The sequence below is a fragment of the Catellatospora bangladeshensis genome (genome assembly GCF_016862575.1).
In the GTDB taxonomy this organism is placed as follows: Bacteria; Actinomycetota; Actinomycetes; order Mycobacteriales; family Micromonosporaceae; genus Catellatospora; species Catellatospora bangladeshensis.
Map to the genome: position 1 here is coordinate 41,349 of NZ_BONF01000048.1, position 13,457 is coordinate 54,805.

At 72.8% G+C, this 13,457-nt stretch carries 11 protein-coding genes; 2 read left to right on the forward strand and 9 right to left on the reverse strand.

All coding sequences use genetic code 11. The features are described 5' to 3' along the window. Nucleotides 1-168: 168 nt before the first annotated feature. The 3 genes from Cba03nite_RS34270 to Cba03nite_RS34280 form a co-directional block, all read right to left on the reverse strand. On the reverse strand, nt 169-693 hold the full coding sequence (locus Cba03nite_RS34270) for an NUDIX hydrolase (RefSeq protein ID WP_203755613.1): 525 nt from the start codon (nt 691-693) through the stop codon (nt 169-171). Beyond that, nucleotides 690-2,561 (reverse strand): translation elongation factor 4, encoded by a 1,872-nt coding sequence (gene lepA / locus Cba03nite_RS34275; RefSeq protein ID WP_203755615.1) that lies wholly within the window; start codon nt 2,559-2,561, stop codon nt 690-692. The genes Cba03nite_RS34270 and lepA overlap by 4 nt, the downstream gene beginning before the upstream one ends. 213 nt (nt 2,562-2,774) lie before the next feature. Then, nucleotides 2,775-3,341 carry a DUF4240 domain-containing protein gene (locus Cba03nite_RS34280; RefSeq protein WP_203755616.1) on the reverse strand — a complete coding sequence of 189 codons (567 nt, stop codon included), beginning with the start codon at nt 3,339-3,341 and terminating at the stop codon, nt 2,775-2,777. 371 nt (nt 3,342-3,712) lie between these two features. Between Cba03nite_RS34280 and rpsT the strand changes: the two genes are divergently transcribed. Beyond that, nucleotides 3,713-3,979 (forward strand): 30S ribosomal protein S20, encoded by a 267-nt coding sequence (gene rpsT / locus Cba03nite_RS34285; RefSeq protein WP_203755618.1) that lies wholly within the window; start codon nt 3,713-3,715, stop codon nt 3,977-3,979. Nucleotides 3,980-4,223: 244 nt separating this feature from the next. Here the strand turns inward: rpsT and Cba03nite_RS40130 are convergent, their stop codons facing one another. The 4 genes from Cba03nite_RS40130 to Cba03nite_RS34305 all read right to left on the reverse strand — a co-directional run bounded on the left by Cba03nite_RS40130 (nt 4,224) and on the right by Cba03nite_RS34305 (nt 9,262). Then, nucleotides 4,224-4,793: a hypothetical protein gene (locus Cba03nite_RS40130; protein ID WP_239126229.1), complete on the reverse strand. Its 570-nt coding sequence runs from the start codon at nt 4,791-4,793 to the stop codon at nt 4,224-4,226. Continuing rightward, a complete protein-coding gene (holA, locus tag Cba03nite_RS34295) occupies nt 4,790-5,773 on the reverse strand; it encodes a DNA polymerase III subunit delta (RefSeq protein ID WP_203755699.1) in 984 nt (327 codons plus the stop codon). Before holA ends, Cba03nite_RS40130 begins: the two co-directional genes overlap by 4 nt. A 43-nt stretch (nt 5,774-5,816) precedes the next feature. Next, a complete protein-coding gene (locus tag Cba03nite_RS34300) occupies nt 5,817-8,090 on the reverse strand; it encodes a ComEC/Rec2 family competence protein (protein ID WP_444542260.1) in 2,274 nt (757 codons plus the stop codon). 341 nt (nt 8,091-8,431) lie between these two features. Next, a complete protein-coding gene (locus Cba03nite_RS34305; protein WP_239126230.1) occupies nt 8,432-9,262 on the reverse strand; it encodes a ComEA family DNA-binding protein in 831 nt (276 codons plus the stop codon). A 312-nt stretch (nt 9,263-9,574) separates the two neighbouring features. On the opposite strand from Cba03nite_RS34305, the gene Cba03nite_RS34310 reads away from it, so the two are divergent. Further along, nucleotides 9,575-11,533, forward strand: coding sequence for a S8 family peptidase (locus Cba03nite_RS34310; RefSeq protein WP_203755622.1), 1,959 nt, complete (start codon nt 9,575-9,577; stop codon nt 11,531-11,533). A gap of 59 nt (nt 11,534-11,592) precedes the next feature. Here the strand turns inward: Cba03nite_RS34310 and Cba03nite_RS34315 are convergent, their stop codons facing one another. Together Cba03nite_RS34315 and Cba03nite_RS34320 are read right to left on the reverse strand one after the other, a co-directional pair. Continuing rightward, entirely contained in the window at nt 11,593-12,531 is a 939-nt protein-coding gene (locus Cba03nite_RS34315) for a hypothetical protein (RefSeq protein ID WP_203755624.1), read from the reverse strand. 45 nt (nt 12,532-12,576) lie between these two features. Beyond that, nucleotides 12,577-13,455 carry a DegV family protein gene (locus Cba03nite_RS34320; RefSeq protein ID WP_203755627.1) on the reverse strand — a complete coding sequence of 293 codons (879 nt, stop codon included), beginning with the start codon at nt 13,453-13,455 and terminating at the stop codon, nt 12,577-12,579. Nucleotides 13,456-13,457: the final 2 nt, after the last annotated feature.

Genomic DNA, 13,457 nt, shown 5'->3' on the forward strand with positions numbered 1-13,457 from the left:
TTTGACCTTTTGTCGACGGATCTTCGGCCGCCCGCCGACCCCTCCCCCACCCGACCGGCCTACCTCCGCCGGGTGATCCCGCCGGACCCGCCGAAGATCGTCCAATTTGCCTGGCACCTGGGCGTATCTTGGCCACTCATTAGCCCAGGTGCCAGGCAAGTCGAGCGATCAAGGGACGCGGCGGGCGGAGGCGGCGCGGGCCGCCGGGAGGGCGTCGCGGAGGGCGCGGTCCATGGTGGTGAAGGCCATCGGGGGCGGGTCGGTCAGGGGCAGCCAGGTCGCTTCGGAGGACTCGGCCGGGTCCAGGCGCAGGTGTGCCCCGACCGGCAGGTACGCCAGGAAGAAGCAGTCCAGCACCGGCAGCCGCTCGCCCTGGAACTCGTAGTCGCCCACGTACATGCCGACGAAGGCGCCCAGCTCGACCTCGACACCCAGCTCCTCGCGCGCCTCGCGGCGTGCCGCGTCGGCCGGCTCCTCCCAGCCGTCGCAGAAGCCGCCCGGCGTCTCCCACAGCCCCTCGCGCGGCGGGCGGGCGCGGCGCAGGGCGAGGAAACGCCCGGCCCCGTCCAGCACGATCAGGCTGGCCGTGGGCCGGGCGTTCAGGTAGTGCTCGTACCCGCAGGCACCGCACGCGCACGGCGGCGCGGCCGCAAGGGCCGCGCCGCAGCGGAAACAGTGCCCCGCGAAGGTCACTTCTTCTTGCCCGCCTCCGGCGCCTCCGCGGTGGACAGGGCGGCGATGAAGGCCTCCTGCGGCACCTCGACCCGGCCGACCATCTTCATCCGCTTCTTGCCTTCCTTCTGCTTCTCCAGCAGCTTGCGCTTGCGGCTGATGTCACCGCCGTAGCACTTGGCCAGCACGTCCTTGCGGATGGCGCGGATGGTCTCGCGGGCGATCACCCGGGAGCCGATGGCCGCCTGGATCGGCACCTCGAACTGCTGCCGCGGGATGAGCTTCTGCAGCTTGGACGCGATCGTGGTGCCGTACGCGTAGGCCTTGTCCTTGTGCACGATCGCGCTGAACGCGTCGACCGGCTCGCCCTGCAGCAGGATGTCCACCTTGACCAGCTGCGAGGCCTGCTCGCCGCTGGGCTCGTAGTCGAGGCTCGCGTAACCCTTGGTGCGCGACTTCAGCTGGTCGAAGAAGTCGAAGATGATCTCGCCGAGCGGCAGCGTGTAGCGCAGCTCGACCCGGTCGGCGGACAGGTAGTCCATGCCCAGCAGCACGCCGCGGCGGCCCTGGCACAGCTCCATCACCGCGCCCACGTAGTCGTTGGGGGTCAGCACCGTGGCGCGGGCGACCGGCTCGTAGACCTCGGCGACCTTGCCGTGCGGGTACTCGCTCGGGTTGGTGACCGTGATCTCCTTGCCGTCGTCGGTCACCACGCGGTAGACCACGTTCGGCGCGGTGGCGATCAGGTCCAGGCCGAACTCGCGCTCCAGCCGCTCCTGGATGATCTCCAGGTGCAGCAGGCCGAGGAAGCCGCAGCGGAAGCCGAAGCCCAGCGCCGCCGAGGTCTCCGGCTCGTACACCAGGGAGGCGTCGTTGAGCTTCAGCTTGTCCAGCGCGTCGCGCAGCTCCGGGTAGTCCGAGCCGTCCAGCGGGTACAGGCCCGAGTAGACCATCGGCTTGGGGTCCTTGTAGCCGCCCAGCGGCTCGGTGGCCGGCCGCTGGTTCAGCGTGACCGTGTCGCCGACGCGGGACTGCCGGACGTCCTTCACACCCGTGATCAGGTAACCGACCTCGCCGACGGACAGCGACGGCGACTTGATCGGCTCCGGGGAGATGACGCCGATCTCCAGCAGCTCGTGCACGGCGCCGGTCGACATCATCTTGATCCGGTCGCGGGCGTCGAGGCGGCCGTCGATGACCCGGATGTAGGTGACCACGCCGCGGTAGACGTCGTACACCGAGTCGAAGATCATGGCGCGGGCCGGGGCGTTCGCGTCGCCGCCGGTCGGCGCGGGCAGCTGCCGCACGATCTCGTCGAGCAGGTGTGCCACGCCGTCACCGGTCTTGCCGGACACCCGCAGGCAGTCCTCCGGCTCGCAGCCGATCAGGTGCGCCAGCTCCTCGGCGTACTTCTCCGGCTGCGCGGCGGGCAGATCGATCTTGTTGAGCACCGGGATGATGGTGAGGTTGTTCTCCATCGCCAGGTACAGGTTGGCCAGCGTCTGCGCCTCGATGCCCTGCGCCGCGTCCACCAGCAGGATCGCGCCCTCGCAGGCGGCCAGGCTGCGCGACACCTCGTAGGTGAAGTCCACGTGCCCCGGCGTGTCGATCATGTTGAGCACGACCTGCTCGCCGGCCCGCTCGCCCTCGCGCACCGTCCACGGCAGGCGCACCGCCTGGCTCTTGATCGTGATGCCGCGTTCGCGCTCGATGTCCATCCGGTCGAGGTACTGCGCCCGCATCTGGCGCGGGTCCACCACCTCGGTGATCTGCAGCATGCGGTCGGCCAGGGTCGACTTGCCGTGGTCGATGTGCGCGATGATGCAGAAGTTGCGGATGGCGGCCGGGTCAGTGTCGCCGGGCTTGTTCGATCCGAGCAGCGGAGGCACGGTGATCCGTTCTACGAGCGTGAGGCGGAAGCGGGCGGTCGGGCCCTCCTCCGGTGAGGCGGACAGACTTGCCGCACCTATGATCCCACGCCCGCTCCGCGCTCCGAAGCGGGCCGCAGGGTCCCCCCAAGGAAGGGCACCTTCTTAACGCTTTTCGTGGTAGAAGGTGCCCTTCTTAACGTTTCGCAGCTGAGGCGCTCGCGGCTGTGGTGCTCAGCAGCGGCAGCCCTCGTTGGCCGGCCAGCCCAGCACCAGCGCGCTCAGCCGGGGCAGGCGGTGGCGCATCTGGTCGTCGTCGTCGAAGTCCCAGCGCTCCCCCGCCGTGCCGGGGTGCGCGCGCTCCGGCAGCACCAGCTCGGCCCCGGCGACCTCGCGGAACGCGTCCGCGGCGGCGTACCCGACCAGCTCGGCGAAGATGGCGCTGTCGTCGTCCCACTCCACCGCCTCGACCACCGACGGGTGACCGGCCAGCGCGTCGGGGTCGGCCAGCGCCTTGCCGTACCACTCCCGCCCCGCCGCGACCAGCCCGCTGCGGAAGTCGACGAACGCGTCGTCGGAGCACCCGCCGCCGATCAGGTGGGCGGCGCCCCACACGTCATAGCGGTCGGCGGCGTCGCGCAGCCGCTCGAACTCGGCCGCGAAGGCGGCGATCTCCGGCAGGTCCAGGGCCGCCAGGCGCACCGTCAGCGCCTTCGCCATCCCCGTGCCGTCCTCGCCGATGTCGCCCTCGACGTCGGTGCGGGCCTGCTCGATCAGCATCCAGAAGCGCTCGCTGTCCACAACCGCACAGTCTGCCATCCACAACCCACGCTCCCCGGGCCGTACACCGGGTGTCGCCGCACATCACCCGCTACGGTGATCGATCCACTCCCTCTCCGGCTTCCGGGCATGATCACTGGCTCGTGTCGAAAAGTGAGGTGGGGCCCTGGTTTCTGACACGAAACGGCGATCTTGAGGGGGTATGGTGGGCGGGCCTGTGGGCGCGTGGCCGGCGCGGTAGGCTGGGCGGGCGACGTATGACACAGGCGGGTGCGCCCGGCCCGGTTTGGGCCGAGACCTGGGCACCTGGTAACCTGGCACGTCGCGGCTGGTGCTTCCTGCGTCGGCCCATCCGAACCAATCACCCGAAACGAGCAGGACGAGGCTGTCGCGTGGCGAACATCAAGTCCCAGATCAAGCGCAACCGGCAGAACGAGAAGGCCCGGCTGCGCAACAAGTCGGTCAAGTCGTCGCTGAAGACCGCTGTCCGCAAGTTCCACGAGGCGAGCGCCACCGGTGACGTCGAGAACGCCACCGCGCTGCTGCGCGACGCCACGCGCAAGCTGGACAAGGCCGTCAGCAAGGGCGTGATCCACAAGAACCAGGCGGCCAACCGCAAGTCGGCCATCGCCAAGAAGCTGGCTTCGCTCTCGGCCTGACCGTCGGCAGCGTGCCCGTAGCGGCACCGCCAGGGCTTCCGTCCGATGCCCGGCCTCTCTCCAAGGGAGGCCGGGCATCGGCGTATCCGGGATCTGCTCGCAGCGCGACCGGTCGGCCCCTGGCGGTTGGTCTGGTCCACGCGGCGGTGGGGTTGATCGCGAGTTCGTGTCCAAACCTGGGCTCAGACCGCACCTTTGGACACGAGAGTGCGATCTTCGGGGGCCGGTGCCGCCAGTGGGGAGGTCACTCGTAGCGGTAGGCGGCGGATTGGCGTGCTCGCTGCTCTGCCGAACCCAGCCATGGCTCCTCGGCGGCCGGGCTCACCGGCTCCAGACCGTCGGCGGCCGCACCCCGCACGCCCGGTCCGGAGTATGCCTCATCCACCTCGTCACGGATCGGCTCCGCATACCCGGGGCGGGTCGCCTCACGGGCCGGGGGCGTCGCCACCACGTCGGCACCTGGAACGGCTTCGCGCAGCCGCACCGGGGCACCCGCCGCCCGGCGGGTCCGCCGTGCCCGCTGCGGGCGGGAGACCGATTCGACCCCGGAGCGCGTCGTCGCCCCGGCGATCACGTCGTTGACCTTCACCATCGCCGCGACGGAGGCCGGCAGCACGGCCACCGCCCACCAGCCGGTGAGCTCGGCCAGCGAGAGCAGCACCGCCAGCGCCACGGTGCCCTCGAAGAACAGGAAGCACATCAGGTTGCTGGGGCGCACGTACTGCAGCCCGAGCACGCGGGCGTAGAGGGGCCGGTTGCGGGCCTCCTCGGGGCTGATGCCGCCCGCCCGCCGGGACCGGACGCCCGCCGTCATCGCACCCCTCCCGCCTGCTTGGCCTGGGCGAACGCCACGATGGTGCGTTCCAGCGCGTAGTCGCGGTCCTCCTCGCCGCCCTTGACGGCGGCGTTGCAGTCGGCGGCCGCCCGCATGGCGAGCACCAGGCCGTCCGGGGTCCAGCCGCGCGCCTGCCGCTGCGCCTTCTCGATCTTCCAGGCGGGCATGCCCAGGGTCGAGGCCAGCTGGTACGCATTGCCGCGCCCCGCCGAGGCGACCCGCGCCACGGTGCGCACGCCGTCGGCGAGCGCATCGGCGATCGGCACCGGGTCCACCCCGCTGTGCCGAGCCCAGCGCAGCGCCTCCAGCGCGGCGGGCACGTCCCCGGCGACGGCGGCGTCGGCGACCGCGAAGCCGCTCACCTCCGCCTTGCCCCGGTAGTAGCGGGCGACGGTGGCCTGGTCGATCCGGCCGCCGGTGTCCACCATCAGCTGGGCGCACGCGGCGGCGAGCTCGCGCAGGTCGTTGCCGACGGCCTCGATCAGCGCCTCCGCGGCGTCGGTGCCGCAGCGGCCGCCGAGCCGGCGCACCTCCCCGGTGACGAAGTCGACGCGGTCGCGGTGCTTGCTCAGCTTCGCCGCGGGCACCACGCTCGCGCCCGCCTTGGTCAGCGCGTCGGCCAGCGCCTTGTTCTTGGCCCCGCCGGCGTGCGCCACAACGAGGCACACGTCCGGGTCGGGCGCCTTGGCGTAGTCCAGCAGCACTGCCGTGACGTCTTTCTTGGCGTCCTGGGCGCGGCGCAGCACCAGCACCCGGGAGCCGCCGAACAGCGACGGGCTGAGCAGCTCGGCGAGCTCGCCGACGAGCATCGTGTCGGCGTCCACCTCGCGGACCTCCGCGGCCGGGTCGGCGGCACGGGCCCGCGCGGCCGCGTCGGCGATCGCGCGTGCCACCAGAAGCTCCTCGTCGCCCAGCACGAGGACCACGGGTGTCAGGACGGGGGACGGAACCTGGCTCACCACCTCGCTATCGTCGCATGAGGCCCTGACCGGCCGTCCATCGTCACTCGAACGGGCGCGTCGGGAGCACGACGGAAAGCTTCCCCCGGTCGAGGACGACCGCGACGTCGCCGCTGACGTCGGTGCGCAGCACCCGCGCCCCGCGCCCGGCCAGCCGCGCGAGCACGGACGCGCTCGGGTGCCCGTAGTCGTTGTCCCGCCCCACGCTGACCAGCGCGATCCTGGGTGACACCGCGTCCAGGAAGCTCGGCTCCTGAAAACCGCTGCCGTGGTGGGAGACCTTGAGGATCGGCGCGGACAGGTCCGCCCGCGCGTCGAGCAGTGCCTGCTGCCGTTCCGTCTCGGCGTCACCGGTGAGCAGTACCCGCACCCCGCGCACCGTGGCGGCGAGCAGCAGCGAGTTGTTGTTCGGGTCGCTGCGGGTGCCGTGCATCGGCGCTGACCCGAGCACGTCAAGGCGTACCTCGCCGACGGTCCAGCCGCCGGCATCCGGCGCCGCGCGCACCGCGACGCCGTGCGCCGCCGCCGTACGGGCCACGGCCTCCCGGCCGGTCGCGGGCTCGGGCCAGGAGGTGGTGATCACGGCGCCGATCCGCCGCCCGGCCAGCACCCCGTCGAGGCCGCCGATGTGGTCCAGATGGAAGTGGCTTACCAGCAGCAATGGCACCTCGTCCACGCCGAGCCCGCGCAGGCAGCGGTCCACGTCGGCCGGGCGCGGACCGGCGTCCACCACCACGGCCGCGCCGCCACCGGCGTTGAGCACGGTCGCGTCGCCCTGGCCGACGTCGCAGGCCACGACCAGCCAGCCGTCCGGCGGCCAGCCGCCCGCCAGCACCCGCACCGGCAGCGCGCCGAGCATCGCGGCCAGCGTGATCACGAGCGCGAGGCGGCGTACCGCGCGGCGCCGGAAGCCGATCAGCAGCAGCACGGTGATCCCGGCCAGCAGCAGCGCCCCGGGCGCACCGTCCGGCCACGGCAGCACGCCCGCGGGCAGGCCGCTGCCCACCCGGGCGACGGTGACCAGCCACCGTGCGGGCCAGCTGCCGAGCCACGCGGCGAACTCGGCCCCGTCCGGCCAGACCGGCGACAGCAGCGCGGCCGCGACGCCGGTGACCGTCGCGGGCGCGATCGCCGGCACGGCGACCAGATTGGCCGGTACGGCGACGAGGCTCACCGTGCCGCTGATCCCCGCGACGACCGGCGCGCAGGCCAGCTGCGCCGCGGTCGGCACGGCCAGCGCCTCGGCCATCCCCGGCGGCACCCGGCGGCGGCGCAGCGCGTCCCGCATGGACGGCGCGAGCAGCAGCAGGCCGGAGGTGGCCAGCACGGACAGCGCGAACCCGGCGTCAGTGGCCAGCTCCGGATCGGCCACCAGCAGCACCACGACCGCCGTGCACAGCGCGGGCAGCGCGGCGCGGGAGCGGCCGGAGGCCAGCGCGAGCAGCGCCACGCCGCCCATCACCGCGGCGCGCACCACACTCGGCGACGGCCTGGCCAGGATCACGAACCCGACCACCGACACCGCGCACAGCAGCGCGGTCAGCCGCGGCCCGGCCCTGCCCCACCGGGCGAGCAGCAGCACCGCCCCGGTCACGATCGCCACGTTGGACCCGCTGACGGCTGTCAAATGAGTCATGCCGGTGTCCACGAACGCCTGGTCGACGGCCGGGTCCAGGCGGCTGGTGTCACCCACGACCAGGCCCGGGAGCAGCCCGCCGACGGCCGCGTCGAGTGGGGCGCAGGCCCGTTGCAGTCCCGCCCGCAGTCCCCCGGCGGCCCGCTGGATCCAGGGTGCCTGTCCCAGCAGCTCCGGCGGCCCGTTAACGGACAGCACGGCAGCCCGCAGGTCGCCGCCCCGGCTTGGCCCGAGCCGGGCCTCGGCGCGCACCCGCTGGCCGGGCAGCAGCCCACGCCAGCCGTCCCCGGTGGCCAGCACCAGCACCCGCACGTCGGTGCGCAGCTCCCCGGCCACCGCCAGATGCGCGGCCACCACCCAGGTCTGCTCCCGCCCGGTCACCCCGGCGGCGGGACGCGGATCGTCCCGCACGGTCAGCTCGACCGTAACCGTGGCCCGCCGCGCGACCAGCTCCCCCAGCTCAGGAGCATCCCGCGCCGCCAGCCGCGCCCCGGTCGCCGCCGCCCCGCACAGCACCCCGAGAAACGCCCCGGCCACGATCCACCGCCACGCCCCACCCCCGGCGTCTGCCACCCCCACCCGCGCTGCACCCGACCGAGCACTCACCCGCGCGACGCCCCCGCGCACTGCACTCGACTGAGCAGCACCCCCACGCAGTGGACCCGGCCGGACCGCGTCCACCCGCGTAGCACTCGACCGGGCTGCACTTTCGGGGAAACTGCGGCCTTCAGTGCCTGCGAGCCCGCGGTTTCCCTGAATCTGCGCGAGGAGCCGGCCGACCGTGGGCGGGAGAAGGGCCGGCCGGGTGTCTCGTTCGGCCGGGTGTGGCGCCTGTTCGGAGCCGCGTGTGCCGCGGCAGCTCCGGAGCAGGTGAGAACGCCAGGTGGCGGCTAGGAGGGCGCCTGCGGCGCCGATGGCGGCGAGGGTCAGCGACACGGGGAGGCTGGTCAGCAGCGCGGTAAGGGAGGCAGCCCAGCAGCCGAGGGCGAAGGGTGCCAGCCGCAGGTCGGGTCCGTCGCCCATCAGACCGTGACCAGGTCTTTGAGCTGCGCGAACTTCGACTCGCCAATGCCCTCGACCTGGCGCAGGTCGCCGACGCCGCGGAACTCGCCGTGCCGGGCGCGGTGGTCGAGGATCCGCTGGGCGAGCACCGGCCCGACCCCGGGCAGCGCGTCGAGCTGCGCCAGCGTCGCGGTGTTCAGGTTCACCAGGCCACCGGTCGCCGGGCCGCCGTCCCCGCCGAGCACACCCGCGGCGGGCAGACCCGGCACGGCGACGGCGATCAGCTCGCCGTCGGTCACCTTGCGGGCCAGGTTGACCGTGGACAGATCGGTGTCGGGCAGCACGCCGCCCGCCGCCTCGATGGCGTCGGCGACCCGCGACCCGGGCGGCAGCCGGACCAGGCCGGGCTTGCGCACCCGCCCGGTGACGGCGACGACCAGCGGCTGCGGCGACGCCGGGGCGGACGGGCGGGGCGCGTCGGGCACGACCACGGCCGGTTCGGGCACGGGATCGCTGGACGGCCGAGCCTGCCAGGCCAGGTAGGCCGCGACCGCGACCACCAGCGCGGCCACGGCGGCGAGCGCCCGCAACCCGCGCCGCCCCGGGTCGAACGCGCCCCGGCCCGGCAGCGCGCTGGGCGGAGCCGGGTCAGCCGCGTCGGACGGGTGGGCTGCGCCGGGCAGCACGTCGAGGAAGGGCGCGCCGAGGAGTCCACTCGGCCAGGCCGGAGCCGCCACCGGCTCGGGCGCGGACTCGGGGACGGTGGCGGGCCCGAGGCCGGGGAACACCCGGTGCAGGCGATCGCGGGTGGCGGCCTCGTCGGGCGGTGGCGTACGGAAGGACGACAGCACGCGGCCACGCTAGGCGGGCACCGGCGCACGGCGTACCCGCCAAATCCGTTGCCTGTGGACGGCGGCCCGCTTGGGGACAACCGCCTGATCAAGCCCCCGCCGTGCTATACGCGAGCCGCGAAGCGCGCCCGTCCACAACGGACTCTTACGTCCGCGCCGGTTTCATAAACAGTTTTGAAGTTACGAATCATCGAACGCTGTTAACCGCTCTGCCGCAGCGCATTCCTCCGCTTCTAGGTTCGGCGCACCCCTTCGCGGTCGGCGTCATCGGGACCCGGCCGCGAAGCAGGGGATCTCTGGGAGGAGAGAACCTTGCGGCAACGAGTTTCCCGCCTCGGCATCGCGATCATCGTCGCGTTCGCCGGGGCCCTGGGGACCGGTGGCCTGGCGAACGCCGCGCCCACCGGCCCCGAAGGCGCCATCCTGTACGCCGACAGCCCGAACGCGGTCCCCGGCCGCTACATCGTGGTGTTCAAGGACGCCGCGGTGCCCGCCGCGGGCGTCGGCACGAAGGCCCGCGACCTCGCCGGGCGCTTCGGCGGGCAGGCCCGCCACCTGTACACGGCGGGCCTGCGCGGCTTCTCGGTGACCCTGTCCGACAAGCAGGCCCGGAAGCTGGCCGCCGACCCGGCGGTCGCCTCGGTCGAGGCGGTGCAGCGCATCAGCGTCGCCGACACCCAGAACAACCCGCCGAACTGGGGCGACGACCGGATCGACCAGCAGAACCTGCCGCTGAACCAGGCGTACACGTACCCCACCAACCCCGGTCAGGGCGCGACGGTCTATGTGCTGGACACCGGTATCAACGCCAACCACGTCGACTTCACCGGCCGGGTCGGCCAGGGCACGGACATGGTCGACGACGACAGCACCCCCACCGACTGCCACGGGCACGGCACGCACGTGGCCGGCACCGCCGTGGGCACCAGCTACGGCGTGGCCAAGAAGGCCCGCGTGGTGGCCGTACGGGTGCTGAACTGCCAGGGTAGCGGCACGAACGACGACCTGATCGCGGGCATCAACTGGGTGCGCACCAACGCCCAGAAGCCGGCCGTGGTCAACTACAGCATCGGCTGCCAGAGCCGCTGCACCAGCCAGGCCATGGACAGCGCCGTGTCGAGCCTGATCTCGTCCGGCGTGCAGTTCGTCCAGGCGGCGGGCAACTCGTCCGACGACGCCTGCTACTACAGCCCGCAGGCCGTCGCGGCGGCGGTCACCGTCGGCAACACCAACAGCTCCGACGCCCGCAACAGCAGCAGCAACTACGGCTCCTGCCTGGACATCTTCGCCCCGGGCACGAGCATCGTGTCGGCGTCGTACTCCAGCAACACCGGCAGCGCGACGATGACGGGCACCTCGATGGCCTCGCCGCACACGGCCGGCGCCGCGGCGGTGTACCTGGGGCTCAACCCGAACGCCACGCCCGCCCAGGTGCGTGACGCGCTGGTCAACAACGCCACCACCGGCAAGGTGACCAGCCCCGGCACCGGTTCGCCGAACCGGCTGCTCTACACCGGCTTCATGAACGGCGGGACGAACCCGAACAACCCGTCGGTCACCAACCCGGGCAACCGCAGCACCGCCGTCGGGCAGTCCGTCAGCCTGCAGATGCAGGCCAGCGGCGGCACGACGCCGTACACCTGGAGCGCCTCCGGCCTGCCCGCGGGGCTGTCGATCAGCTCGTCGAGCGGCCTGATCACGGGCAGCCCGACCACGGCCGGCACGTACAACGTCACGGTCACGGTGACCGACGCCGCGTCGAAGACCGGCACGGCGAACTTCACCTGGACCGTCACCACCGGTGGCGGCGGCTGCACGGCCACCCAGGTCGTGGGCAACTCCAGCTTCGAGAGCGGCACCACGCCGTGGACCGCGGACTCGGGCGTCATCGGCGCCTTCGCGAGCTACGGCTACCCGGGCAAGACCGGCACCCGCACCGCGTGGCTCGGCGGCCAGGGCCAGACCCAGACCGACTGGGTCCAGCAGTCGGTGACCATCCCGGCCGGGTGCACCAGCGCCACGCTGCGCTACTGGATCCGCATCACCACCGCCGAGACCGACGGCCAGGTCTGGGACCGGCTGACCGTAACCCTCGGCGGCACGACGGTGGCCACCGCCACCAACCTCGACGCCAACTCGGCGTACGTGGAGAAGGTCATCAACGTCAGCCAGTTCATCGGGCAGACGGTGACGCTGAAGTTCAACGGCGTCGAGGACCAGTCGCTGCAGACCAGCTGGGTCATCGACGACGTGACCATCAGCGCCTCCTGACGGAAGGCTCACCGATCGGGGGAAGGGCGGCCGGGCATCTCACGACGATGCCCGGCCGCTCACTCCCATTCCCAGCGCATGCCCACGATGCCCGGCGGGATGTCGGTCGCCACCACGTGCGCGCCGTGCGTCGAGCCGATCCAGACCTCGCGTACGCCCTGGTCGGGCGCGTGGATGCCGCGCCGTTCGAAGCGGTAGCAGCGGGCCGGCACCGCGTCGCGGTCGAACTGCACCTGCAGCACGTACTCCCCCACCGGCACCGAGAAGCCCCGGTAGTAGTTGTCGGTCGCGACGGCGGAGCCGCTCTCGAACTCGTACTCGATGACGACGGTGTCACCCTGGGACAGCATCCGGTCGAAGATGATCTCGGCTGCCTGCAGGCCCGACTCGGGGTCCGAGCGCACCCGCCCCAGCCGGCAGTTGCGCAGGGCGTGCACGCCGGTGGGCGCGCCCAGGTCGTCGGTGCGGAAGATGCCGACGGTGCGCGAGACCCGGTCCACGTTGGCCCGCAGCACCTGGCGGCAGGTCAGGCTCAGCTCCTGGCGCCCCGCGCCGACCGTGTACAGGTCGTGCAGGCTGATCCGGGTCAGCTCGTGGTACATCCACTTGTCGAGCTCGCCGATGATCTTCGAGACGCTGTTGCCGTTCTCGAACAGGCGGTCGATGTCGATGGTGCCGGGCGGCTGGTTCAGCCAGCGCCCGCGCGGGCGGCGCGGGCCCAGCTGGGCGATGAGGGACTCGGCGGGCAGCGACAGGATCTGCTCCAGCAGCCGCACCGCCTTCATGGACTCGGGACGCTCCGGGCGGCTGCGCCCCCGCCGCCAGTAGCTCAACGTGGCCAGGCTGACGCTCACCCCGGCGGCGGACAGCCGCTCCTGGATCTCCTCCGGCCGGATGCCCCGGTCTTCGATGGCCAGGTGCAGCGCTGCGGAGAACGGGCCGGTACGCAGCGCATGCGCCAGGTCCCGGCCGAGAAGTTCAGAACGAGCCTTCTCCATGAACGCTGAGTATCACCACGGCATCGCCCCGGCGCTACCCGAGTGTCAGAGCTGGTCGTCCAGGAGGGACTGGGCGGCCTCGGGGAGCCGGTGCACGACGACGCCGGCCAGACCGGGTCCGACGTGCGCGGCGACGACCGCGCCCACCTCGCTGACGTACAGCTCGCAGAGGCGGTCGCCGAGCCGCTCGCGCAGCGCGTGCTCGACCCACTCGGCCCGCTCGGCGGCGGCCAGGTGGTGCACGGCGACCTCGACCGGCCCGTCACCGGCGGCCTCCAGCGCGAGCGCGACCAGGCGGTCCAGCGCGCGGGCCGCGGTGCGCACCTTGTCGCGCATGCTGATGCCGCCCGCGGACACCTCCAGCAGCGGCTTCACCGCCAGGGCGGTGCCCAGCAGCGCCGAGGCGGCGTTGATCCGGCCGCCGCGGCGCAGGTGCTCCAGGGTGTCCACGTAGAAGAAGGAGCTGGTCCGCTCGATGGTGGCCAGCGCCGCGCCGCGTACCCCCACCAGGTCCTCGCCCTGGGCGGCGGCACGGGCCGCGGCCAGCGCGGGAAAGCCCACGCCCATCGCGGCCGAGCACGAGTCGACCACCTCGACCGGGCCGGGCGCCTCGCCCGCGGCGGCGGTCGCCGCGCCGATCGTGCCGGACAGGGCGCCCGCCAGGTGCACCGACACGATGCCGGTCACGCCCGACGCGAACAGCTGCTCGTACACCTGCGCGAACTCGCCGGGGGTGGGCTGGGAGGTGGTGACCGCGACGCGGCGCGCGGTCAGCGCCACGGCCACCTCGGCCGGGCTGACCTCGACGCCCTCGCGGCCGGAGACGCCGCCCAGCACGACGTGCAGCGGCACCACGGTGAGCGACCCGTCCGCGATCGTGGCGGGCAGGTAGGCGGTCGAGTCGGTGACGACGGCTACGGACATGC